This is a genomic window from Bartonella sp. B10, assembly GCF_053794435.1.
On record NZ_CP200030.1, the window covers coordinates 365784 to 392500 of the forward strand.

A 26717-nucleotide genomic window follows, 5' to 3' on the forward strand; every position below is an offset into this window, starting at 1 on the left:
ATTACTAAAATATTAACAGAATATGACATTTAGCTAATAAAAGATCTTGCAATTTAAAATTTCAAAACAAACCATAAATCGCAAAATAAATATTTTTCTTTTACATTTTATATCTTCTATGGTTGAGAATGATCATGAATGAAATTTCTTCACGTCTCCTTTCTTGGTATGATCAGAAACATCGAAATTTACCATGGCGTATTACTCCTCAAGAACAAAAGCAAGGTATTCTCCCAGATCCCTATCAAGTGTGGCTATCTGAAGTCATGCTTCAACAAACAACTGTTAAAGCTGTTAAACCTTATTTTAAAAAATTTCTAAAACTTTGGCCTGATCTTTCTTCTTTGGCTAAAGCCTCACAAGATGATATCGTAAAGGCATGGGCTGGACTTGGCTATTATTCACGCGCGCACAACCTTAAAAAGTGTGCTCAAAAGCTTATTGAAGATTATAGAGGACAGTTTCCACAGACCTTAAAACTATTGCAAACTTTACCAGGTATTGGGAATTATACTGCTGCAGCGATAGCTGCAATTGCTTTTAATCACCCTGTAGCTGTTGTTGATAGTAATGTAGAGCGTATTATAACTCGCTTATTTGCTATAACCTCAGCATTACCCAAAGCAAAAGCTGAAATTAAAGAAAAAACACAAAAAATTACCGCACTAGATCGCCCTGGTGACTTTGCCCAAGCTATGATGGACTTAGGAGCCACAATTTGTATACCGCGTAAACCACTTTGTTTACTCTGCCCTCTTCAAAATTTATGTAGGGCAGAAAAAACGAAAACAACAGATTTATTCCCAATCAAAGCTCCTAAAAAAAAGCGCCTTCTAAAAACTGCTGCTGCTTTTGTCGTCCTTAATCAAAATGGACAAATTTATTTAGAAAAACGACAAGGTAAAAAACTACTCGGCGGAATGACCCAAATTCCCAATAATATTGGAATAAATCACGAAAACGGTCTCCAAAATGCACCCTTTTCTGCTAATTGGCAATTTAAAGGACAGATTACGCATATTTTCACACATTTCTCTCTAAAACTTGATATTTACTATATCAATGATGTTCATAAAATTCAGCATAAGAACGGATGGTGGTGTGATATTGAGCGTCTCTCCGAAGAAGCACTCCCAACTGTCATGAAAAAAGCTATATCCATGGTGATACCTAATGCTTTCAGATTCAAATAGCTATCTTTCTGAAAACATGAAATATTCATGTAAATCTGACTTAGTTATCTATCATAAAATGCCAGTTTTTAACATCTGTGAACGTATTACCGTTCTTAAATCATCTATTAACCTCAGTTGTCCATTTTCCTCATAATGCCAAAATGTCCAACCATTACAGCTTTGCGAATTTTGAGCTTTTCGTCCCATTGCATGGATAGAACCAGCTGCACCGTCATACATGAGAGTACCATCAGCTCTCACAATAGCAGATACTTTCTTTTTTCGATCATAAAGAATTTCTCCAGGATAAAGTAAACCTGCTTCAAGCAAACTATTAAATGCTACACGAGGTTCTGATTTTTTTTTGTCCCAAATTGCTAACTCTGGTTGATTCAGAGGCTTAATTGCAGCAATCCTCTCACACGCTGCATCAATGTAGTGTTGCTCACGTTCAATACCCACAAAATCACGCCCAAGAAGTTTGGCAACGGCACCTGTCGTTCCCAAACCAAAAAATGGATCAAGAATAACATCACCTGGTTTACTAGAAGCCATAATAATACGAGCTAACAACGTTTGTGGCTTTTGTGTTGGATGTAACTTACGACCCGCTTCATCTTTTAAACGCTCCGCCCCCGTGCAAAGAGGAAAAAGCCAATCTGAACGCATTTGTACATCATCATTTGCGGCTTTTAAAGCATCATAATTAAATGTATACTTTTTATCCTTTTTATCTCGAACAGCCCAAATAAGCGTCTCATGGGCATTTTGGAACCGACGTCCTCGAAAATTAGGCATCGGATTATTTTTGCGCCAAATGATATCGTTCAGCAACCAAAAACCTAAATCTTGTAATGCCGTACCAACTCGAAAAATATTATGATAAGATCCAATAACCCAAAGAGTGCCGTTAGGCTTCAATACACGACGACAAGCAAGCAGCCACGCACGTGTAAAGGCATCATAAGCAGCAAAACTTTCAAATTGATCCCATTCATCATCAACCCCATCAACAACTGAATGATCTGGACGATATAAAGTACCATCCAATTGCAAATTATAGGGAGGATCCGCAAAAATCATATCAACTGAATGTTTGGGAAGTTTTTCTAATACTGCAACACAATCTCCCTTGAAGATTTTATTGCGCCACGGCATTAATGAAGAAGTATGAACTAAATCTTTTTGGAGCTGAATAACTGTCATAAAATACCCAACAAAATTAACCAAAATACCCTTATAATCGGAATGATTTATAGGTCTGCATTGCTGTTGTATATTTACAAAATAGAGTAAATGTATCGTTAAGCTTATTCAAAATTAATACTTTTTCTGCCTTTTCAGACAAAAATGAAGCAATTTAACACTGATAAATCCTTATTTTTCTTTCCTTCAGTGTATTGTTCACTTATTTTGATTCATTAGATTAGGTTTTAGAATCATTTTCAACGCATATCTTTATGACAATAAAGTTTTCTCTACACTCTCTTCATGCACATTCTTGAACTATAATAATACATAAAGGAATATCTCATGCCTCAAATAGATCTCATTATTTTTGATTGTGATGGAGTTTTGGTAGATTCTGAATATCTTGCAGCAGAAATCGGATCTCAATTACTTAAACAAGTGGGATATGAAATATCACCAGAAGAATTAAGTAAGAGGTATACTGGATTGATTTTTCTTGATATTCTTAAAAAAATTGAACAGGAAATGAAAAAACCAATTTCTGCTCATCTAATCGAGAAAATGTCAGATCTTTTTCGGACAAAAATAAAGACTGATCTGCGTGCCATCAATGGCATAAGAGAAGCAATAGAAATTATTCAATCTCGCTATCCTTACTGTATCTGCTCTAATGCAGCCAGCAAAGACATAAAAGAGATGCTTACAATCGTTGATCTCTATGATCTATTTGATGATAAAAATAAAATATTTTCTGCACCTGAAGTTGCAGCGAAAAAAACTAAGCCTGCCCCTGATGTTTTTCTTTTTGCTGCACAACAATTGCATGCAAAACCAAAAAACACCATTGTCATAGAAGACTCTATTCACGGAGTACATGCCGCAATAGCAGCAGGCATGCGCGTCGTTGGTTTTACAGGAGGATCTCACAGTTACTTTGGTCATTCCAATATACTGGTAGACGCTGGTGCCGAAACATCCATCACCAAACATGCCCATTTACCAGAGGTTATAGAAGCAATGACAGTATGGCAAGATCTATCATAGAAAAATCATCCGAAATATACCTTATCTTAGAAATTTTCTCAGTGATATTTTTACCAAAATGTTTCTATATTGATCAAAGCGTATTTAATAATGGCTAAGATGCGATTGCATCTACTACATACAATAAACAGCCCATATATAGTGTTATTATGATCAGTGAAATTTTCACTTCTATCCAATTTGATCTCTATCTATTATAAGATAACTGCAAAATTTATTTCTAATCAAAAGCACGACTTGTAAGAAAATACCATCTAGACAAAACTATATAAATAAAATTTAAGTATTTTATTAAACCATTAATTAATTAGCATACAACAATTTTCATGTTTTTTCTCAATTAGATATTAAATTTAGTATTCATAAATTAATACTGACAACGTTTTGCAACAAAACTTACAAAACAATTATATATCTGAATATATAAAATAAGATCGTTTGTATTTATTTTTTTACTATCATTAAAATTTATCAAAAATAATATACTACGTACATATTTCGACCTTATAAACAATAATTAACAGATAAAATAATTCAAAATATAGCATAAAAAGGTAACAAATAATCCATTTCAAAATTCCATATAGGATTACACACTATTAACTAATTTGTATAACTTCACTTTGAAAGTTTTTTCATAAATTTTACTCACCATTTATAATAGAAAAATAAATATAATATCATTATGTATTTTTATTATTTACTATTAATACATAATGATATATATAGGTAATGTATGCTGTGAGTACTTTTATATCTTTTTAGTGTATTTACTGAATAAAGTTATACAGTTTCTTATCCACATTAAAAACAAAAAAAATATTTGAGGTTAAACTATGATTAAAATATTTAAAAATTATACATTAAGTGTTTTTATGACAATGACTTTATTTTTCTCACATGTTGTGAGTACTAATGCAAATCATTTAAACAACAGTTATCAACGCGTGGATTCTTTTATTTCTGCAATAAAACAGGAAAGAAGTAGAGCGATGAGTATAGCAGCTCTTTATGTTCCAAGTTTAAATTATGGAGTAGAGAATGAAACTGCCACTGAAGGAAAAATTGAAAAAGTATTTGAGCCTGTAACAATAGGGGCTTTTGGTTTCGGAATTGCTGCTGGATACGGGGCAACTACTGTAGGTGCATTCATAGGATGGGTAATAGCAAAAATAATCCAACTGATCCGTGCTGCCCACGCTTAAGTTTGGAAATCTATAAAATAAGATCTTTTAGTATAAAATATCCAAATACAACACTATTATGTTTTATAAAAAACATAATGAATTAATCTACCGCAAACAACGAGGATCTTGAACAATTCCTCTTTTTTCAATGTGTTCACTGATTCTACTTATGTTATTTGCTCATTCAACTAAATTTAAAAAATATTTTAAGGTAAAATTATGTTTAAAATACTTAAAAACAACGTATTAGCTATTTTTATATCAATCACTTTTTTTCTCTCACAAATTATAAACGTTAATGCAAATTATTCAAAAAATAACACTCATCAAAGTGATATTCTTGCCCTCGTAATGGAACAGAGCAGTAATAAAGCAAAAAATATAGATACTCTCTATGTGCCAAATTTAGATTACGGAGTAGAGAATGAAGCTGCTATTGAAGGAAAAATTGAAAAAGTATTTGAACCTATCACAATAGGAATTTTTAGCACAATGGGAGCGTTTGGTACTGGCTTTTTGACCGGATCTGTTATGGCAGCCGTAAGCGCATTAATCGGATGGGCAATAGGTATAATTAAAAAAGCTCAATCAAAATAATTAAAATCAGGTATTCTTTTATTTTTAGAATAGCACGCTAAACTGCAGCCTACCTCAAATAATTGGGTGGGCTGTTTTTATGCTTTTTATACATAATTTCTTTATACTTCTAACAGCACCATATGACAAAAGACACAATATATTGGCATGATATCAGCATGAAAATTGATAATGTATACTAAGACGCACAGCATACGTGCACAACACTACTAGATCATAAATAAACCGATAACGTAGACATACTGCACATTACATTTGGGAAATAATGGATCACGATGCAGCTATCTAATTACACGAACAATGGAAAATAAGCAGTAAACAAATTAAATTTTGCAAAAAAAATCTTTTAAAAACGCTGCCCCATACACTAATTTCAATACTCATAAAAATAAATTAACAAATTTTTACTCATTTTATAATTTTAATTTTGTTAAAAACATAAAATATACAATTTCATCAATTCGCCAAAAATAAATGAAAGAAAAAATTTATGAAATATATAAGCACTAGAGGTGAAGCCCCTGCATTAGGATTTACTGAAACTATCATGGCTGGATTGGCTAGTGATGGAGGCCTTTATCTTCCAGAAAAGTTTCCTCAATTCTCATTCGATGCATTACGATCGCTCCGCGGACAATCTTACGCGTCAATCGCTAAAACTATCCTTTGGCCTTTTGTAAATAATGAAATTGAATATACACATTTTGAAAATATAATTACTGAATCTTATGCCAATTTCCACCATCCTGCAATTTGTCCATTACAACAGACTGGATTTAATGAATTTATCCTTGAGCTTTTTCATGGTCCTACTTTAGCGTTTAAAGATATCGCAATGCAATTTCTTTCTAGGCTAATGGATTACATTCTTACTCCCCAAAATAAACGCACAACAATTATTGGAGCCACATCAGGTGACACAGGTGGTGCTGCGATACAAGCTTTTGCTGGAAAAGAATACTCAGACGTTTTTATTTTGTTTCCAAAAGGGCGCATATCCTCCATTCAGCAACGGCAAATGACCACCAATCATAGCAATAATATCCACGTAATAGCCATTGAAGGAAATTTTGATGATTGCCAAAAACTTGTAAAGGCAATGTTTAATGATCATAATTTTCGTAAAAAAAGAGCACTTTCAGGAATTAATTCCATAAATTGGGCACGAATCATGGCTCAAATTGTTTATTATTTTTCATCGGCACTTTCTCTAGGCGCCCCTGATAGATCTGTCTCATTTACTGTTCCTACCGGAAATTTCGGTGATATTTTTGCAGGTTATGTTGCTGCCCGTATGGGGTTACCTATTGCACAACTTGTTATTGCAACAAATGATAATGATATCCTAGTCCGTACATTAACCAGCGGAGTTTATGAAACACGACCTATAGCTCATACAACATCACCCTCTATGGACATTCAAGTATCATCTAATTTTGAACGCTTGTTGTTTGAAAGCAGTGATCGCAATCCAGAGTGGATCCGCAATGCTATGAAAAACCTGAAAAAAAAAGGACGTTTTAATCTTTGTGAAAAACAGCTCAAAAATATTCGTTCTCTATTTTCTGCTGGGAAAAGTAGTATAGCTGAAACAGCGCAAATAATTGATGATGTTTACAAGGAAAGTGGCTATATTGCCGACCCACATACAGCTGTTGCCCTTAAAGTAGCTCGTGAAAACAAGAACCAACATATTCCAATGATTATCCTTGCTACAGCTCATCCTGCAAAATTTCCTGATGTAATCAACAGTTCCTATAATATTAATACACCATGGACATCTCATCTGAATAATTTGATGGAATACGAAGAACGCTTTATAAGTCTTGCTAATAATGAAAAAATAGTAAAAGATTATATTTCCTTAAAATCACGTGCATCTTATTAAAATGAGCTATAGTAATTCAAATCAAAAGTATTCCAATACCTTCATAATAAGGCATTGGACTTATTTAATGGAGTCGTAAACAATGGGTGTAGATATCAGTCGCCTTAGTAATGGTTTGACTATCGCCACACATACCATGCAGCAAATTGATAGCGTAGCACTTGGAATATGGATTAAAGTTGGTTCACGCAATGAAACCCCTGCACAACATGGTATAGCCCATCTTCTGGAACATATGGCTTTTAAGGGAACAGAAAACCGTACAGCTTTTCAAATTGCGACTGATATTGAAGATGTTGGCGGTGAAATCAATGCCACAACCAGTACCGAAACAACCGCCTATTTTGCACGTGTACTCAAAAACGATGTACCGCTTGCTATTGATATTCTTGCTGATATTTTGATGTATTCAAAATTTGATGAAGATGAATTAGAAAGAGAAAAGCAGGTAGTTTTTCAGGAAATTAGTGCTATTCGTGATGTTCCTGATGATATTGTTTTTGATCATTTCACTGAAACAGCCTTTCGTCATCAAGCGTTTGGTCGCTCTATTTTAGGAACACCCAAAACAATTCAATCATTCACATCTGATCACCTCTATAATTTCATGAATGAACAATATAGTGCGGATCGTATGATTGTAGTTGCTGTAGGGTCTATACAGCATGAAAGTTTCTTGCAAGAAGTTAAAAACCGCCTTAGCACTTTTCGTCCTCATTCAACAGCACCTCTTGCTAATCTTGCGAATTATGTTGGCGGTGATTTTCGTGAATATCGTGATTTAATGGATACGCAGGTTGTTCTTGGTTTTGAAGGACGCGCTTATCATGCGCGTGATTTTTATGCTGCTCAAATTCTTTCAATTATTCTTGGCGGGGGCATGTCATCACGTCTTTTCCAAGAAGTAAGAGAAAAACGTGGATTATGCTATTCGATTTATGCTTTTCATTGGGGATTTTCAGATACCGGACTTTTTGGAATTCATGCTGCCACTGGACAAGAAAAGCTAATGGAGCTGCTTCCCGTAATTCTTTCTGAACTCTCTAAAATGAGCAAAAACATTCATATCAATGAACTTAAACGAGCACGTGCGCAGTATCGTGCAAACCTTACGATGTTACAGGAAAATCCATCGTCTCAGGCACATCTCATTGCTCGACAAATCCTTCTTTACGGTCGACCGATTCCAATCTCAGAAACAATTGAGCGTTTAGAACTTATCACTCTCGAAAGATTAACTGATTTAGCTGATCGTCTTTTCATCAATTCTACTCCGACATTGGCAGCTATCGGGCCTGTTGGATCCCTTATAAATTTTGATGATTTAACATCAACTCTTTCATCCAACATAAAATAAACTTAAATAAAGTTTTTCAACAACTTTAGCACGTGGTTTTTATATAAAAATGCTTTTCAATAACGATTTTATAATAACATACACATATGATTTGATAACGAGATTTTCCATAACAAATCTTTATTATCAAACAAAATTTTGAAAATATTTCTTAAAGAGGTGCACAAAACTATCCAATTAACGCTTCATGTGATGAAGATTTTTATTCATAAAAATCTGCGAAATCTAAAAGCTAATATTTTAATTTTATCCTACCAGAATGTTAAATCCCATAAATTTCAAATTTTATTGAGATAAACGCATATTTTATCTATCTTTAATATAAAATCGTGTAACTTTTTCAAAAAATCATGATAACCGCTTATGTATATAGAATAAATTATAAAATATAAACGTATTCTTTATTAAAATCTAAATTAAAATTAAACACCCTAAATTGAGAGTGAGACATTGTGACGAGTTTGCGTAAAATAATTAATATAATTTTTATCGTAGCAGTTAGTTCTTTTGTTCACCCTATATCAGCACAGGCAATCGAACCAGTTAAAATTTCTTCTCAGGATGCTGTTCTTGATCTTTCAAAAGCGATCGAAATTCATCATACAAATAATCCTATCTTTCAAACAAGTACAGCACCAAGATCAGATGGTGTTGTATGGCGTATTGAAGTACAGGCAAAAAGTGAAAAATTTTCTGGAAATTGGGCAGTATTTTCTCTTGCAAATCCAACAGACGAACAAATCGATCGCCTTATTGTCGCTCCACATTATCGCATGGTTCGTTCCGGACTTCTTTGGCCTGACTTAGGATCAGCACGTATTCAATCTATCACTCCAAGTGAAGGTTTTTCGCTCGATCGTCAAGCTAGTGCAAACTCGGATATCTTTCGTATTACACTTAATCCCGGTGCTATTGTTACATTTGTTGCCGAGCTTAACTCTGCAAATCTACCACAAATCTATTTATGGCAACCTGAAGCCTATAAAGATGCAATAAATTCTTATACACTGTATCATGGTATTCTTCTTGGTATATCAGGTCTCTTAGCGCTTTTATTAACTGTTCTTTTTGTAGTTCGGGGAACCAGCCTTTTTCCTGCAACAGCTGCTATTGCTTGGGCAGTTCTTTTTTACATTGGTATTGACTTTAACTTTTTAAACAAATTCTTTGCAGTTACATTAACAACGCAACCAATCTGGCGCGCTGGTACAGAAGTAGCGCTTGCTGCTACACTCTTGGTTTTCACTTTTACCTATCTATGTCTTAATCGGTGGCACTATCATTTTAGTTATGGTGCCATAGCATGGATCATGGCTCTTTGTGCTCTGGGCGCATTTTCTATTTATGATCCAACGAAGGCAGCTGGTATCGCCCGTCTATCATTTGGCTTTACTACCATAATTGGCATATTTTTAATCAGCTATTTCTCGGTTCGAAGTTATGATCGTGCAATCATGCTAATCCCAACATGGTTGCTCATTAGCCTTTGGTGTTTCGGAGCCTATGCTTGCATAGAAGGGTATTTAGACAATGATATTACTCAAACGGCCTTAGCAGGTGGATTAGTACTCATTGTTCTTCTCATCAGCTTTACTGTCATGCAACAAACTTTTTCCCATAACTCTTTTCATGAAGGAATCTTTTCTGATCTTGAACAACAAGTCCTTGCAGCAAAGGGAGCTGAAAATATTATTTGGGACTGGAACGTTGAACGTGATCAAATTATTGTTCATCCAGACATAGCAACCACCTTTGGTATTGAATCTAAAAAATTTAATGGCTCCATGCACAATTGGATTTCATCTTTGCACTATGATGATCGTGAGCGTTTTCAAGCCATATTAGATATCATTCTTAAAAATAAAAAAGGACGTATTGATCAAATTTTTCGTCTTGCTTCTGGTGGTGGTTATTATCACTGGTTTTCTCTTCGTGCTCGCCCAGCCATGCAAAAAGATGGGAAGATTACGCGTGTTATTGGAACCATGGTCAATATTACCAATCACAAAAAAGCTGAAGAACGCTTATTGCATGATGCAATTCATGACAGCTTAACTGGTCTTCCTAATCAGCAAATTTTCTTCGATAGACTGCAAAATTATACCTCTTTAGCTAAAGCAAATATCAAAATTAAACCAACCGTCTTTATGATTGATTTTGATAATTTTCGTCAAATTAATCATGAATTAGGCATAGCTGTTGGTGACACTGTACTACTCATAATTGCACGCCGCTTGAGCCGTCTCATTAGCTTTCAAGATACCTTATCTCGCCTGTCTGCAGACCGTTTTGCAATCATTTTACTCAGTGAAAATGAACCACAGAAAATTGCAGCATTTGCAGATCATCTGCATAAAACAATCTCAGCACCTATTTCACTTTCAGAAAAAAAAATAACACTTTCAACATCAATCGGATTAGTTACGTGGAGTGAAAGTAGATTGACTGCTAAAGATATTTTTAATGATAGCGAATTAGCAATGATTCGCGCAAAACAAATGGGTGGCAATCGTATTGAGCCTTTTCGCCCTAATTTTCGCACTTTAGGTCTCGAACATAACAACATGGAGCAAGAAATTCATTATGCTATAAAGCGTAATGAATTAAAAACCCTGTACCATCCTATTCTTAATTTATCAAATGGACAAATTATCGGTTTTGAAACGATTATAGAATGGCATCATCCAAACTATGGAAATTTAAATATCCATGATTTTATAAATATAATCGAAAATGAGAAAATCGTTATAGATTTAGCGCAATTCATCATAGATAATGCTGTTATAAATCTCACAAACATACAGGAAAAATTTTACCAACAATCTTTCTTTATTTCAATTAATTTACCAAGCACAGAAATGATTCATCCCAACTTCATAAGTCAACTGCGCTCTACCCTACTTCGCTATCCACTAAATAAAGGACGCTTGATGATAGAAATATCTGAGTCTGTCCTTAGAAAAAATCCTGAACAATCAGCACATTTTTTTGAACAAATTAAAGCACTAGGAATGAATCTTGCATTAGATAATTTTGGAACAGGTTATTCGGCACTTTCTTATCTTATCCGTTATCCGTTCGACATGGTTAAATTAGATCGTTCACTCATTTCCATCGATTTACCTAAGAAAAAACTTGTTCTCAAATCTATCATAAAAATGGCAACAGATCTTAATTTAGAAATAATCGCGGAGGGTGTTGAAAACGAAAAAGAAGCTATCTTTCTACGTCAAGAAGGCTGTAAATATGTCCAAAGTACACTCGTTACTAAGCCAATTGCTATTGAAGAATTAATCACTCTCGTTCACAATCACTTCCCTTATAAAACTAAAACACAGTAAATTAGACATTTTAGAACATAAACTTTGAAAAATAAGAAAGCTCTTTATGCATGACCCATTTCAGAAACAAGATAGGTTGGATTAATTCCCATTCTGGCTAAGCTTTCATCATATTTATGATTTAAATCACTTTCAAAAAGGAAACTGGGTGACGTCGGGCTAATAAGCCAGCCATTTGTAGAAATTTCTGCCTCAAGCTGTCCTGCTTTCCACCCAGCATAACCCAATGCTACAAGTGCATGTTGAGGACCTTGTTCACAGCTAATAGCTTTTAATACATCAATAGTTGCAGTGAAGTAAATTTTATCTGCAACAGGAACAGTTGCTTCACAAGCATAATCATCTGAATGGAGCACAAAACCGCGTGAAGGATCCACAGGCCCACCATAGCGTACGGGAATTTTCTTTATTGGCTCAGAAAGATATTTTTTTTGAACTCCATCGATTACCCCAAGATGAAGCAAAAACTCTGGAAAATCAATATGATGTAATTGATTAAGAATAATTCCCATAGCACCAGCATCAGAATGTGCACAAACATAAATGACAGAGCGAATAAAGCGCTTATCACTCATCCCAGGCATTGCTATGAGCAATTGTCCACTTAAAAAGCCATCACGCTGCTTCATAAATTTGTTGTTCTCCATAACCTAGATATCAAAACTCAATTTTGCTGATATAAAAAACGCAAATCTTCGTAAATCTACAAAGAATCTCGACTATCTTCCATAAAAAACTTTATTTATTTTAAGCTTAATATTTATAATTTTAAAATTACTCATACTATCTAAGAAAGAACAGAACGAAGTCATATCCTATTGTAATATAAATACAATTATATCAAATTAGATATAAACTATCTATTCCTAGAATAAGAAATGTTCTTACTGAAATTGTACCAAAACGATCCTAAAATGCATATCAACGTAATCCAAAAGATTAAATTTTAGAACCATGTTTAAACTTGAATCAACAGATCCTTTATAAAACTTCTCATTTTACACTACTGTTTTACAAAACCTAAAATAATTAATCATTATATTATAATAACTAAAAATTATATTGCTATTTAGTATTTCTAATTCACAAAAATTTAGATGACTCCTAAATTTTTTGATTATAGAATAGGCATGTTTTTTGTTAACCGTATTTTTCCCATCTGCTTTAACAAAAACAAATACCAAAATTATTCTAGCTTATACAACACATCACGAATTCAAAATAAGTGCTAAAAAAGCTATGAAGGAAAGCTCCCATTTTCACGATATTCAGTAATTGCTCGACGTGCAAGTGCATCCGCACGCTCATTATCTGGGTGGCCAGCATGACCTTTTATCCAATGCCATCTAACAATATGACGAGAACAAGCACTCTCAAGATTTTGCCATAATTCAATGTTTTTAACAGTTTTTTTTGATGTAGTACGCCAATTATTCTCCTTCCAGCCTTTAATCCATAAAGATATTCCGTTGCGTACATAAACTGAATCCGTATAAAGATCGACTAAACAAGATTCTTTCAGTGCTTTTAACGCATAAATGGCTGCCATCAATTCCATTTGATTGTTGGTTGTGCACACTTCTCCACCGTAAAGCTCACGTTCACGACCATTCCAGCGTAAAATCGCACCCCACCCTCCAATTCCTGGATTACCTGAACAAGCACCATCTGTATAAATTTCAACGACTTTTTGTTTATTTAACATAAAATTCAAAAACCAAATTCACTTAGTGAACATATATTACTGAAAAAACAAAGCTTGTGCCAATATTCCCATGGATCTTTTTTCACTACAAAACTATCAGATGGTGTATTAAACCAATCGTAAAGACGTGTAAGTAAAAAGCGTAAAGCAGCACCACGCGCTAACACAACAATCCCATGTAATTCTAAGGGTACTAATGGCCTAATTTTTTGATAACTTTCCAATAATCTACGTGCTTTAGTCAAATTATAGGAATAATCAGACTCAAAACACCAAGCATTCAAACAAATGGCTAAATCGTATGCAAAAAAATCATTACAAGCAAAATAAAAATCTATGATACCAGAAAGACGATTGTTCAAAAAAAATACATTATCAGTAAATAAATCAGCATGAATGACGCCTGTTGGTAAATTTGACGGCCAATTCTTTTCTAAAAAAAATAACTCTGCGTCAATTTTTTTTCCAAACTCATTTAGTAAAGGATTTTTAATTGTTTGGCAACGCTCCCATAATGACTTCCACTCCACAATAGAAAGAGTATTCCTGCGACTAAACCTAAAATCTTGTCCTGCTAGATGCAGTTGTGCCAAACCAGTACCCACTTCACAACAATGATGTACATTTGGTTGACAAACCCACCCCCCTTCCAAAAAACTAATAATAGCCGCAGGACGTCCTCCTAATTCACCAATAATAAGTCCATCATTGCGAATCACAGGTTGAGGGCAAGAAATTCCTCGTTGTCCTAAATGCTGCATAAGTTTACAAAAAAAAGGCAAATCATCCTTCAAAATACGCTTTTCATAAAGCGTTAAAATAAATCTTCCTGCTGTTGTATGAAGCATAAAATTTGAATTTTCGATGCCTTCTGCTATACCTTGATAAGATAGAAGCAAACCTATTGAATAATGCGTTAAAAACACCTTCAAATCATTTTGGTCAATCTCAGTATAAACTGCCATTAATCTGCTTTCATTTTCAGCATTTGTGCATCATGATCCTTGCTCATTACTGTATTAACTTTACCATTAACAAAAGCCATATCTTCAGAAGTTAAAACAGCATCACGTAATTCACGGTTAACTAAAAAACTTTCCGTTTCTACGGCAGTTTCAGCTAATTCTATCTTAACATCATAGCGCATACGAAAAGCCGTAATAATGTCATCAACAATAATTTCAGGAGCAGACGCCCCAGCTGAAAGACTAACAACTGAAATGGAACCCAAATGATCAAAATCAATTTCATTAACATGTTGAACTAAAATAGATCGACGTGCACCGAATCTTTTAGCAACCTCTACCAAGCGTCGTGAATTGGATGAGTTCGGTGCACCAACAATCAAAAATAAATCACTTCCTAATGCTGCAGCTTTAACAGCATTTTGTCTATTCGTGGTAGCATAGCAAATTGATTCAGCAGCCGGTGCTTTCAATGCAGGAAAGCGTCTTTGTAACACATTAAGAATTGCTGCCGTATCTTCAACAGAAAGTGTCGTTTGCGTTACAAAACCCAATTTATTTGGATCATCTGGCTGGTAATGCAAGGCATCTTCTACTGTCTCAATCAACGTAACAGATCCCTTTTCAAGCTGTCCCATTGTTCCTATAACTTCAGGGTGACCAGAATGACCAATCAATATAACATGACAGTCATGGCGCCTGTGTCGTATGGCTTGTTTATGAACCTTAGAAACAAGTGGGCATGTGGCATCAAGATAAAACAAATTATAACGATGCGCTTCTTCTTGTACAGATTTTGGTACACCATGAGCAGAAAATACGACAGGTTGACCCCGGTGCTCTTCTGGAATTTCATCAAGTTCTTCTACAAAAATGGCTCCACGCTGCTGCAATCCCTCAACCACATAGTGATTGTGTACAATCTCATGGCGAACATACACTGGAGCACCATATTTTTTTAATGCAAGAAGAACAATCTGAATAGCGCGATCAACTCCTGCACAAAAACCACGCGGACTACAAAGACGCATTGTTAAAGGAGGAAGCGCAGACATAAATTATCCCTAATATCTATAACTTTGATCACATATTCAAAAAAATTGCAGCCATCCACTACACCTGCGCAAGCAAAACCATTTCAAGTTCGCTCTTTAAATTTGATGTACTAGCGAATAATAAAATGCCAAACAAGAGATTCAACCAAAAGTACCCCAAATATAGCAGCCAAATAAAATAACGAAAAGAAAAAAACCTTTCTTGCCAACACAATAGTTGCTTCCGGTGTATCAGCTTTCCACAAACGATAGACAAAATAAACAAAAACAACACTCAAAATTGTCGAAAAAATACCGTAAAAAATCCCAGCCAATCCGATAATAGAAGGCCCAATAGCACATATTGTCATAAGAATAGTATAAAACAATATTTGCTTTTTTGTTGAATATTCACCTCGTACATTAGGCATCATAGGAATGCCTGCTGCATCATAATCAAGCGATGAAAATAAAGAAAGAGACCAAAAATGCGGTGGAGTCCACATAAAAATAATTAAAAACAACAAAAAGCTATCAATGCTCACTGTACCCGTTGCAGCTGCCCATCCAATCATTGGGGGAAAAGAGCCAGAAGCACCACCAATCACAATATTATGCGGTGTGATACGTTTTAACCAAATCGTGTAAATAACTACATAAAAGAAAATCGTGAAAGCGAGAAAAAACGCCGTAAACCAATTAATAAAAATCCCCATAACAAAAACTGAAAGCAAAGAAAGGGATAAACCAAAAGCAAATGCTCTGCCACGACTAATTTTACCAGTAGGAATAGGACGATTTTTGGTACGCTTCATAACCGCATCAATATCGGCATCATACCACATATTAAGTGCTCCCGCACCACCACCACCCACAGCGATACATAAGATCGCTAAAAAAGCATAAAATGGATTCATAGAAACTGGCGATACAACCAATCCCACTAGCGCTGTAAAGACAACAAGTGACATAACCCGTGGTTTTAATAATATGATATAATCATAAACACTAGATTTTGGTGGGATGGATTTACCATTTACAGCCGACAACTCTCCTGAAACAGACATTCCACTCAAAAACCTTTCCTATTTCTACCATTCACAAGCAAACAACTGCAGCATGAGGGGGAATAACCAACTAATACAATTGAGCTCCTGAAAACAGGCACAATATATCCCTCATACGTATCAACTCAAAATAGACGAAAATTTTTACAACAAAAATATATTTTTTCAACATACATTGTTTTCTGAATTAAAAATGTTTCGTAAAAACAAAATGCACCTCACGGATATATTATAAAAAAATGTTAGAAGATTTATTTTCTATAAAAGGCTATCTTTTTTTACTTTTATCTTTTATTTCATGAGCATAGATTAATGTGTTTTTGTAGATATTGGTTTTATGTTATAGTACCAGTTCAAAAATTCACTTTTAGGAAAAATCTATGCACAAGAGCGCTCTATTTAGAGTAATATTTTCTACAGCACTTTGTGAACTGCTAACAAAATTTTTTTTTATTAGTACAATTTTTTACGCACTTTATCAAGTTCTCATAAATGATGCTGTTGCACAAACATCCAAAACACAAAATATTCCACACCCACAAACATATGGTTCATGGATAAAAATTTGTTCTCTTCCACCAGGTACACCTAACATACAATGTGAAGCCGTGCAAAGCATCAGTATACAAGATCGCCATGATATTAATCTCCGTATTATGTTTTATAAATTACCAAAAAATCAAGGAGCTTTGATGCGAGTTGTTGTTCCAATTCGAGTTGAATTGCGTCTTGGTGTGGGTATTAAAATTGATGATAAAGAGATAGGAAAAATGGAATATCGTCGTTGCCTTGGCGATAATTGCGTTGCTGAAGCTATTCTTAAAGATGATATTCTTAAGTTTTTTTTAGAAGGTAAAATGGCTACTTATTTTATCTTTACAACTCCCGAGCAAGGAATCGGAGGAATCGTCAACCTGCATGGACTCAAGGACGCATATAACGCCTTACCACAATAATAAAAATCATTCTCAAACATTGAATAATGAATACATTAAATAGCTGTCTTTTTGTGATTTATTAAATAAAGTAAATGAAATATTTTCCAAGAATAAGTAAAAATAGGATAACGACTATGAAATCTCTGGTTGATCGTTTTGATATCTCCCCCGCTAAAGTGCAAGCACTTGTAAAAGAAACTCTCCACAAAGCTGATGATGGTGAACTTTACCTAGAATACACAGAAAATGAAGTACTTTTATTTGATAATGGTCAACTAAAAAATGGTTCATTTAATAAAGATATAGGATTTGGTCTACGCGTCGTTGCGGGAGAGGCTACAGGATATGCACACTCTGGAGAACTATCAGCTGCTGCACTCAAACGAGCCAGTGAAGTTGCTAAATCCGTTACCTATAATAGTTATGTAGGATCTTACAGCGCAGCTCCTCAACAAACAAACAAAAAACTCTACAAACCAAACAGTCCTCTCAATGATCCATCATTTGAAGAAAAAAGTATGCTTTTGCAAAAAATTGATGCTTACTTACGTAAAAAAAATGATAAATTACATCAAGTTACTGTTTTTCTTTCTGGTTCACTACAACACGTTGAAATTTTGCGTGCTGATGGATGCCTTATTCGTGATATTCGTCCTCTAGTACGACTTTCTATATCTGTAGTTGTAATTGATGGCAATCGACGCGAAAATGGTTTCTATGGATGTGGTGGACGACAAGAATTTAGCCAATTCATTAGCGAAGAAAATTGGAAAAAAGCTGCAGATGAAGCTTTACGCATGGCTTTAGTCAATTTAGAAGCAGAAAGTGCACCGGCAGGAACCTTCGATGTTGTATTGGCAAATGGATGGCCTGGAATCATGCTTCATGAAGCTGTTGGACATGGCTTAGAAGGTGACTTCAATCGCAAAAAAACATCTACTTTTTCCGGACTTTTAGGTCAACAAGTTGCAGCCAAAGGTGTAACAATCGTTGATGATGGTACCATTCCTGAATGTCGTGGTTCTATCACTGTTGATGATGAAGGAACACCATCAGGTCGAAATATTCTTATTGAAGATGGAAAACTCATTGGTTTTATGCAAGATAGGCTAAATGCTCGACTTATGGGGGTTCATCCAACCGGAAATGGACGACGCGAATCTTATGCGCATATACCAATTCCGCGAATGACGAATACGATGATGCTAGGGGGTGACAAAACACCTGAAGAAATTATATCCTCACTAAAAAATGGCATCTATGCTGTTTCATTCGGTGGAGGACAAGTCGATATAACTTCAGGGAAATTTGTATTTGAATGCACCGAAGCTTATCGAGTCGAAAATGGAAAAATTGTAACACCAATAAAAGGTGCAACCATTATAGGAAACGGACCAGAAGCTATGAAACGTATCACATTAATTGGTAATGACAGCAAACTTGACAATGGTGTGGGCATGTGCGGAAAAGCTGGACAAAATGTCCCTGTTGGAGTAGGACAGCCTCATCTACGAATTAATAATATGACGATTGGTGGAACAGCACTTTCATAAAACTGATCAAACATGCCTAATTAGAAGTTTTTAATATCTTGCGAATAAGCTAAAGTTTCCAGCCTGTTTTTGCTGCATTTTTGCTCAAAACAGAAATAATTTCAACATGTGGTGACCATAAAAATTGATCAATCGGTATAATTTTTTCTATTTGATAACCACCTGCAACGAGAATAGATAAATCACGGGCAAACGTGGCAGGATTGCATGAAATAGCTATTATACGTGGAATTGTTGTCTTAGCTAATTCACGTACCTGTTCTTCTGCACCAGCCCGTGGAGGATCAAAGACAACGCTATCAAAACACTTAAGTTCTTTCACAGAAAGTGGATAACGGAAAAGATCACGTTTTTCACAAGTTACTGTTTTCAAACCAGTGGCAAAACGTGCTGCACGATTTAAATTCGCTAATGCGGCTCCATTACTCTCTATAGCATGAACATTCATCTTTTTAGCCATACGCAAAGTAAAAGTTCCCACACCTGAAAATAAATCAACAGCATTCTTTGCTCTTTTTAAATGATTTAAGATAATATTGCTCATGATCTTCTCTGCTTCAACAGTTGCCTGAAGAAAAGCACCAGAAGGAAGCTCAACACGAACATCTCCGAAGTAAATGAATGGCCTTTTTTGTTCAACTAAGATTTCACCTTCAATAGATAGACGTATAATCCCACAAGAAAGAGCTGCTTTAATCACTTTTTGACGAATAAAATCATCTCGTAAAACACAACCATTCAAAGAAACATCTAAACCATTCTCAACAGACGTTATCGTAACATGAAAACGTTTATCATCATTACTCAAAAGAGCACAAAGCATCCTAATAGCATCTAATTTAGATATAATCTCTGGACACGTAATTGGACATTCCTCAATAGCGACTACATCATGAGATAGATGATTATTGAAACCAAGACTATGTTTTTTCTGAATTCGAGATGATGTTAAGGTAACTCGTCGGCGACTATAATACCCACATTCAACTAAAGGCGAAACAGCAACATTAAGCCTAAACCTTTTCAGCATATCAATGACCAACTGCCGCTTCCAAGAACGGTAAAAATCATCATGCCAATGCTGCAGCATACATCCTCCACATTTCTCAAAATGTTTACAAGCAGCATCAATACGTTCTAATGATTTTTCTTTTAACGCAATAAGTTTCCCATATTTTCCATGAATAACAATGCTAACAACTTCTCTTGGTAAAGTAAAAGGGATATGAACAAAACCATTCAAAGTTTTAGCAACACCATGACCGTTCTCGCCAATATGATCAATGATCACGTCACTGCCCACTCTTTTTTTCTCCGAATAACAAATATTCTAAGTTGCCATCACTACCAGTAATAGGTGAAGGAATTAAACCCTTTGCGGTCCAGTCCATTTGAGTATCCAGCCAATAAAAAAGATCTTCAGCTATTTTTTTGGCCATTGATGGATTTTTCAATATTCCTCTCTTACCAATACCATCTCGACCAATTTCAAATTGAGGTTTTACTAATAAAACTGCTTGAGCCCCTTTTTTAGCGAAAGATAAAGCAGAAGGTAATGCAAGCTTAAGAGAAATAAAACTAACATCAGAAACTATTAAATTAATATCTCGACCACCTAAATGTTCTTGTTTTAAATCTCTAACATTTAAGCCTTCTAATAGTGTTATTGCACTATTATTAGATAAGCACGCATCAAACTGATTATGACCAACATCAATGGCAATAACATGTGCCGCGCCACGTTCCAAGAGTACCTGTGTAAAACCACCCGTTGATGCACCAATATCAAGAGCAGTTATGTTAGCCGTTACAATCGGAAATGCATCAAGCGCACCAATTAATTTTAACGCTGCCCGTGAAACATAATTCTTTACAGGATCGCAAACTGTGATTTCTGCATCATCAGAAATGGTTTGTCCAGCTTTAAAAACTATTTTATCATTAACCTTCACTGTTTGCCGCATAACTGCATCTCGTGCCCGTGAACGAGTAGTAAAAAAATTTTTTTCAACTAAAAGAACATCTAATCTTTTCTTAATAGCCATTTTATACTCGTATTTTTCGTACTGGCCGAATTTTATGTCCTAATGTATTCAAAACAGTATTAATTATACCATTTGCATCAAGTCCAATACATGAAAGAACTTTCTCTGGAGAACCATGATTTAAATATTCGTCAGGAAATTTTAGTGTGCGAACTTTTAAACCATGCTCTAATAGCCCTTCTTGTGCTAAAAATTGTAATAAATGCGCTCCAAATCCACCTATTGCTCCTTCTTCAATCGTCACTAATACTTCATGCTCACGTGCCAGACTACGCATCAAAACCTTATCCAAAGGCTTCGCGAATCGTGCATCTGCAACAGTTGTAGATATTCCCTCTGCCGCTAACTGATCAGCTGCTAACAATACTTCAGATAATCGTGTTCCAAAACAAACTAAAGCAACCTTACTCCCCTCACATAAAACACGTCCTTTACCAATCTCTAGCAAATCACCTCTCTGTGGCAAATTCATTCCAAAACCTTCACCACGTGGGTAACGAAAAGAAATTGGCCCTTGATCATAAGCAGCAGCCGTGCGTACCATATGCATAAGTTCAACTTCATCAGAAGGAGCCATAACAATAAATTCAGGAAGAGCTGTTAAAAAAACAATATCAAAGCTTCCAGCATGCGTTGCGCCATCTGCTCCAACAAAACCAGCTCGATCAATTGCAAAACGTACCGGTAATTTTTGAATCGACACATCGTGAATAATTTGATCGTAAGCACGCTGTAAAAAAGTAGAGTAAATTGCAACAAAAGGCTTATAACCTTCACAAGCAAGACCTGCAGCAAAAGTGACAGCATGCTGCTCAGCAATACCAACATCGAACATCCTATCGGGAAACTTTGCAACAAAAGAATCAAGACCTGTTCCAGTTGGCATAGCGGCTGTTACACCAACAATTTTATTATCATGCATTGCTTCTTCCACTAAAGCTTTGGAAAATACTTTTGTATAAGGAAGAACATTACTTTGTGTCTTAACCTGCTGGCCTGTTACAACATCAAAACGGTTAACACCATGATATTTATCATATGATGCCTCCGCCGGTGCATAACCTTTACCTTTGTGAGTTACCACATGTACTAAAACAGGACCACTGGGATATTCACGAACATTTTTTAAAATAGGCAATAGATACCCTAAATTATGACCATCTATAGGTCCAACATAGTAAAAGCCAAGCTCATCAAATAAGGTTCCCCCTACTAAAAGCCCACGTGCAAATTCCTCTGAACGACGTGCTTTATCAAAAAAGAACTTTGGCAATTTCTGACTTAAGACTTTTATTTGTTCACGCAAATTTCGATAAGAAGGACGGGAAACTAACCGTGCGAGATGAGCGCTCATAGCACCGGTAGGGGGTGCAATAGACATATCATTATCATTAAGGATAACAATTAAACGTGCATCCAAGGCACCAGCATTATTCATTGCTTCATAAGCCATACCAGCAGACATAGCACCATCACCAATCACAGAAATGATGTTACGTTTTGTCTCTGCTTTCAAAGCACTCGCTACTGCCATACCAAGGCCAGCAGAAATAGAAGTAGAAGAATGACCAGCACCAAATGGATCATAAATACTTTCTGAGCGCTTTGTAAAACCGGACAATCCTCCATCTTGTCGTAAAGTACGAATTCTATCTCGACGACCAGTTAAAATTTTATGAGGATAAGTTTGATGCCCAACATCCCAAATAATCCTATCATCTGGTGTGTTAAAAACATAATGCAAAGCAATCGTTAATTCAACAACGCCAAGTCCAGCACCAAGATGCCCCCCTGTTACAGAAACAGCATCAATTGTTTCTGCTCGCAATTCATCAGCCAACAGCATCAAGTCAGATTCAGGCAATGCCCGCAAATCTTGTGGTAAACGAATACGATCAAGCAATGGCGTTAATGGCCGAGACAAAAAAAAACCCCTCGTATTATTAAGATAATGAAATAGTAGGCACAAACTTTATCTTGTTTTCTCCATAGTGTGGTGTATTTTTCATTGAAATACCTACCTCTTTAAAATTGCCTACAGATTTTACCATTTTAAACTCATTTTATAAGAAAAACACTTATAAAATCTATTTTTATAAATGTAATTACCTTACCCTTTTTCACGCTATAAACATAGAGAAATTCTTTAATATTATTCTGGATCAAGCGGTTCTACACCTTCTGGACAACCTGAATCTGAAAGCTGAATTTTTTCAACTTTAGCTTCAGCTGCTTTTAATAGCCTGTCACAATGGTTTTTGAGAGCTTCACCACGCTCATAAATATCAATTGATTTTTCTAATGGAACATCTCCACGTTCTAAATTTTCAACAATTCCCTCCAATTGCTTCAACGCTTCTTCAAAACTCAACGAAGAAATATTCTCCTCTTGCAATCCTTGTTTCATATCATCCTCACAAGATATCTGTTCTAGATATACTAATGCCAAAACCTTCTAAACCGATATAGTGACGTTCTTTAGGAGCATAAACAATAACAGAGCTAATCCCTAAATGTTTTAAAATTTGTGCCCCCAAACCAATTTGACGCCATTCTTCTTCCCGTTCGATCGCCTGCACATGACTTTCTAAATTTTCTGTCACCATTTTCTGATTACTAACATTTAATGAGCAACCAACACCTACAGATCCTTCACGCAAGTAAACAAACACACCACGTTTCTCTTCTTCTACCATACGCCGCATAACAGTTATAATATCTGAAGATTGACCAAAAACATCATTCATAATATTTTCACGATGCAAATGCACGGGGATATTCTCGCCGTCACGAATATCACCAAAAACAATTGCGACATGTTGAACTTTTTCCCAAGGAAGCTGATAACTTTGAACGATGGCTGGCCCTACTGATGTCTTAATACGCATTTCTCCAACATGCCTGATCAACATTTCTTTACGCTGACGATAAGCGATAAGATCCGCAACTGTAATTACATGAAGCTGATGATCTTGTGCAAATTTTATAACCTCATCTCCATGTTTAACAGTGCCATCATCATTAACTAATTCACTAATAACACCAACCGGAGGCAAACCAGATAATTTACATAAATCAACAGCTGCTTCAGTGTGCCCAGAACGCATGAGAACCCCTCCGTCATGCGCAATTAAAGGGAAAATATGTCCTGGACGAATAAAATCATTAGCGTTAGCATTTGAATTAGCAAGATTACGAACTGCCAATGTGCGATCATGTGCAGAAATCCCTGTTGTTATCCCATGTTTAAAATCAACAGTAACAGTAAATTGAGTCTGGTGTATTGAATCATTATCTATCACCATAGGAGAAAGACTAAACCTTTGCGCTTCTTCTTTTGGCATAGGAGCACAAACAATGCCCGTTGTATGGCGAATAATAAACGCCATCTGTTCTTCTGTACAACGAGCAGCTGCAACAGTCAAATCACCCTCATTTTCACGACCATCATCATCCGTGACTACAACAATTTCACCGCATTCAAAAGCCCGAATCGCAGAAACAATTTTTTTTTGATCATACATCATTATTTGCCTTTTGAATCAACCAACCTGACCACGGTGCCTTAAATAATGATCAGCGATAGCACAAGCAACCATCGCTTCACCAACAGGAACAGCCCGAATCCCCACACACGGATCGTGACGCCCCTTCGTTACAACATTTACCTCATTGCCACCAGCATCAACTGAGCGACGAGGAATTAAAATTGATGAAGTTGGCTTAACAGCAAAACGTACAATAATCGGCTGTCCATTTGATATCCCACCTAAAACACCACCAGCATGATTTGACAAAAAAAGTGGTTTCCCATCACTGCCTATCTGCATTTCATCTGCATTTTCTTCACCTTTTAAGCGAGCAACCGCAAACCCATCACCAATTTCAACACCTTTAACCGCATTAATAGACATTAATAACGATGCAATATCCTGATCGAGCTTCGCGTAAATAGGAGCTCCTAAGCCAACTGGAACATTCTCCGCAACAATCTCAACAATAGCTCCAACTGATGAACCCGCCTTACGTACCTCATCTATATAATTAGAAAAAATGGGCACTGTTTCTGGATCAGGTGTAAAAAAAGGATTATTATTAACCTCTGCCCAATCCCAACGATCACGATTGATATTGTGAGGACCAATCGCTATCACAGCTCCACGCACGGTTAAATTAGGAACAACTTTACGCGCAAGAGCGCCTGCTGCGACACGTACAGCAGTCTCACGTGCTGAAGCACGACCTCCTCCACGATAATCACGAATTCCATATTTTGCATTGTAAGTATAATCTGCATGACCTGGGCGATATTGATGAGCTATCGTATCATAATCCTTAGAACGTTGATCTGTGTTGCGAATCAACATTGAAATGGGGGTTCCCGTTGTCACAAACGTCGTCTCATTATCTTGAAGCATAACCCCTGACAGCACCTCTACGTGATCCAGTTCTTGGCGTTGTGTTGTATATTTTGACTGTCCTGGTTTCCGTTTATCAAGATAAAATTGAATTTCTGCAAGAGTGAAAACAATTCCTGGAGGACAACCATCAATAACGCAACCAATAGCGGCGCCATGACTTTCACCCCACGTTGTCACACGAAATAAATGACCAAATGTATTATGCGACATAAAAAGCGACCTATTTTTTCTTCAAATACACGTGATTACAATATATATAAAGTCGCATGTAAAATAATTTTATCCAAAGCTGCGCTGCTATTAACTGTTTTAGCGGCAATCAGATTGTTGTAAATAGGTAAAATCTTACGAACTAAATCCTATTCTTTAACAACAGAAATATCTGGAGCATCAACAGCTTTCATACCTATAATATTATAACCTGAATCTACATGATGCACTTCACCTGTAACAGAACGTGATAGATCTGAAAGAAAGTAAAGAGCAGAATCACCTACCTCTTCAATTGTCACTGTACGACGCAGAGGAGCATTATATTCATTCCATTTTAAAATATAACGAAAATCACCAATACCTGAAGCTGCTAATGTTTTAATCGGTCCTGCGGATACAGCATTAACACGGATATTTTTTGGCCCCAAGTCTACAGCTAGATATTTTACACTAGCCTCAAGGGCTGCTTTAGCGACTCCCATTACATTATAATTAGGAACCACTTTTTCTGCACCATAATAGGTTAGAGTTAAAATTGAACCACCATCTGGCATTAATCTTTCTGCACGCTGAGTAACAGCTGTCAGAGAATAAACAGAGATATTCATTGTCATCATGAAGTTTGATTCACTAACGTCCACATAACGACCACTTAATTCCTCTTTGTCAGAAAAACCAATAGCATGAACTAAAAAATCAAGTTTACCCCATTGTTTCTCTATTGTATTAAAAACTGCATCAATGGATGCACTATCAGAAACATCACAATGACCGCAAACAACACCCTTTACTTCTTCAGCTAAAGGCTCAACACGCCTTTTCATTGCTTCACCTTGATAAGTGAAAGCAAGCTCCGCTCCTGCAGTACTAGCTGCTTTAGCTATACCCCAAGCAATAGAGCGATTATTCGCCAACCCCAAAATTAAACCACGCTTGCCGCACAACAAACCATTACCATTAGCCATTAGCACTAGCCTCACCACCATTAGAAATCAA

The 26717-nt window shown here is 35.8% G+C and carries 22 protein-coding genes; 9 read left to right on the top strand and 13 right to left on the bottom strand.

What is annotated here, in order from left to right; genetic code table 11:
* The first annotated feature begins 134 nt into the window (after window positions 1-134).
* Window positions 135-1193, top strand: coding sequence for an A/G-specific adenine glycosylase (gene mutY, locus V3565_RS01580; protein ID WP_455478586.1), 1059 nt, complete (start codon window positions 135-137; stop codon window positions 1191-1193).
* Between the two features lie 51 nt (window positions 1194-1244).
* Here the strand turns inward: mutY and V3565_RS01585 are convergent, their stop codons facing one another.
* On the bottom strand, window positions 1245-2333 hold the full coding sequence (locus V3565_RS01585; protein WP_455478898.1) for a DNA methyltransferase: 1089 nt from the start codon (window positions 2331-2333) through the stop codon (window positions 1245-1247).
* 375 nt (window positions 2334-2708) lie between these two features.
* Between V3565_RS01585 and V3565_RS01590 the strand changes: the two genes are divergently transcribed.
* The 6 genes from V3565_RS01590 to V3565_RS01615 all read left to right on the top strand — a co-directional run bounded on the left by V3565_RS01590 (window position 2709) and on the right by V3565_RS01615 (window position 11780).
* Window positions 2709-3410, top strand: a complete 702-nt coding sequence (locus V3565_RS01590) for an HAD family hydrolase (protein WP_455478587.1) — start codon at window positions 2709-2711, stop codon at window positions 3408-3410.
* Between the two features lie 836 nt (window positions 3411-4246).
* Window positions 4247-4615, top strand: coding sequence for a hypothetical protein (locus V3565_RS01595; protein WP_455478588.1), 369 nt, complete (start codon window positions 4247-4249; stop codon window positions 4613-4615).
* A gap of 201 nt (window positions 4616-4816) precedes the next feature.
* The gene (locus V3565_RS01600) at window positions 4817-5194 is read left to right on the top strand and encodes a hypothetical protein (protein ID WP_455478589.1); all 378 of its coding nucleotides are present in this window, start codon (window positions 4817-4819) and stop codon (window positions 5192-5194) included.
* Window positions 5195-5684: 490 nt separating this feature from the next.
* Window positions 5685-7082, top strand: coding sequence for a threonine synthase (gene thrC, locus V3565_RS01605; protein ID WP_455478590.1), 1398 nt, complete (start codon window positions 5685-5687; stop codon window positions 7080-7082).
* Between the two features lie 82 nt (window positions 7083-7164).
* Window positions 7165-8439 (top strand): M16 family metallopeptidase, encoded by a 1275-nt coding sequence (locus V3565_RS01610; protein ID WP_455478591.1) that lies wholly within the window; start codon window positions 7165-7167, stop codon window positions 8437-8439.
* Between the two features lie 452 nt (window positions 8440-8891).
* Complete coding sequence (locus V3565_RS01615) at window positions 8892-11780, top strand: EAL domain-containing protein (RefSeq protein WP_455478592.1); 2889 nt, start codon at window positions 8892-8894, stop codon at window positions 11778-11780.
* Window positions 11781-11824: 44 nt separating this feature from the next.
* Here V3565_RS01615 and V3565_RS01620 read toward each other — a convergent pair whose 3' ends face one another.
* The 5 genes from V3565_RS01620 to cyoE form a co-directional block, all read right to left on the bottom strand.
* Window positions 11825-12409, bottom strand: a complete 585-nt coding sequence (locus V3565_RS01620) for a YqgE/AlgH family protein (RefSeq protein ID WP_455478593.1) — start codon at window positions 12407-12409, stop codon at window positions 11825-11827.
* 608 nt (window positions 12410-13017) lie between these two features.
* Window positions 13018-13485: a ribonuclease HI gene (gene rnhA, locus V3565_RS01625; RefSeq protein ID WP_455478594.1), complete on the bottom strand. Its 468-nt coding sequence runs from the start codon at window positions 13483-13485 to the stop codon at window positions 13018-13020.
* 5 nt (window positions 13486-13490) lie between these two features.
* On the bottom strand, window positions 13491-14450 hold the full coding sequence (locus tag V3565_RS01630; RefSeq protein ID WP_455478595.1) for a homoserine kinase: 960 nt from the start codon (window positions 14448-14450) through the stop codon (window positions 13491-13493).
* Complete coding sequence (ispH, locus tag V3565_RS01635) at window positions 14450-15505, bottom strand: 4-hydroxy-3-methylbut-2-enyl diphosphate reductase (protein ID WP_455478596.1); 1056 nt, start codon at window positions 15503-15505, stop codon at window positions 14450-14452. Before ispH ends, V3565_RS01630 begins: the two co-directional genes overlap by 1 nt.
* 110 nt (window positions 15506-15615) lie before the next feature.
* Window positions 15616-16551 carry a heme o synthase gene (gene cyoE, locus V3565_RS01640; RefSeq protein ID WP_455478899.1) on the bottom strand — a complete coding sequence of 312 codons (936 nt, stop codon included), beginning with the start codon at window positions 16549-16551 and terminating at the stop codon, window positions 15616-15618.
* A 380-nt stretch (window positions 16552-16931) separates the two neighbouring features.
* On the opposite strand from cyoE, the gene V3565_RS01645 reads away from it, so the two are divergent.
* Both V3565_RS01645 and tldD read left to right on the top strand, forming a co-directional pair.
* Window positions 16932-17507 (top strand): invasion associated locus B family protein, encoded by a 576-nt coding sequence (locus V3565_RS01645; protein WP_455478597.1) that lies wholly within the window; start codon window positions 16932-16934, stop codon window positions 17505-17507.
* Between the two features lie 116 nt (window positions 17508-17623).
* The gene (gene tldD, locus V3565_RS01650; protein ID WP_455478598.1) at window positions 17624-19042 is read left to right on the top strand and encodes a metalloprotease TldD; all 1419 of its coding nucleotides are present in this window, start codon (window positions 17624-17626) and stop codon (window positions 19040-19042) included.
* A 49-nt stretch (window positions 19043-19091) separates the two neighbouring features.
* Here the strand turns inward: tldD and V3565_RS01655 are convergent, their stop codons facing one another.
* The 7 genes from V3565_RS01655 to fabI form a co-directional block, all read right to left on the bottom strand.
* Window positions 19092-20345, bottom strand: a complete 1254-nt coding sequence (locus V3565_RS01655) for a class I SAM-dependent RNA methyltransferase (RefSeq protein WP_455478599.1) — start codon at window positions 20343-20345, stop codon at window positions 19092-19094.
* Window positions 20335-21087, bottom strand: a complete 753-nt coding sequence (locus V3565_RS01660) for a TlyA family RNA methyltransferase (protein ID WP_455478600.1) — start codon at window positions 21085-21087, stop codon at window positions 20335-20337. The genes V3565_RS01655 and V3565_RS01660 overlap by 11 nt, the downstream gene beginning before the upstream one ends.
* Window position 21088: 1 nt before the next feature.
* On the bottom strand, window positions 21089-23011 hold the full coding sequence (dxs, locus tag V3565_RS01665; RefSeq protein WP_455478601.1) for a 1-deoxy-D-xylulose-5-phosphate synthase: 1923 nt from the start codon (window positions 23009-23011) through the stop codon (window positions 21089-21091).
* 228 nt (window positions 23012-23239) lie between these two features.
* Window positions 23240-23494, bottom strand: coding sequence for an exodeoxyribonuclease VII small subunit (locus tag V3565_RS01670; protein ID WP_455478602.1), 255 nt, complete (start codon window positions 23492-23494; stop codon window positions 23240-23242).
* Between the two features lie 7 nt (window positions 23495-23501).
* The gene (gene ribB / locus V3565_RS01675; protein WP_455478603.1) at window positions 23502-24614 is read right to left on the bottom strand and encodes a 3,4-dihydroxy-2-butanone-4-phosphate synthase; all 1113 of its coding nucleotides are present in this window, start codon (window positions 24612-24614) and stop codon (window positions 23502-23504) included.
* A 15-nt stretch (window positions 24615-24629) separates the two neighbouring features.
* Complete coding sequence (aroC, locus tag V3565_RS01680; protein ID WP_455478604.1) at window positions 24630-25718, bottom strand: chorismate synthase; 1089 nt, start codon at window positions 25716-25718, stop codon at window positions 24630-24632.
* A gap of 149 nt (window positions 25719-25867) precedes the next feature.
* A complete protein-coding gene (gene fabI, locus V3565_RS01685) occupies window positions 25868-26686 on the bottom strand; it encodes an enoyl-ACP reductase FabI (protein ID WP_455478605.1) in 819 nt (272 codons plus the stop codon).
* Window positions 26687-26717: the final 31 nt, after the last annotated feature.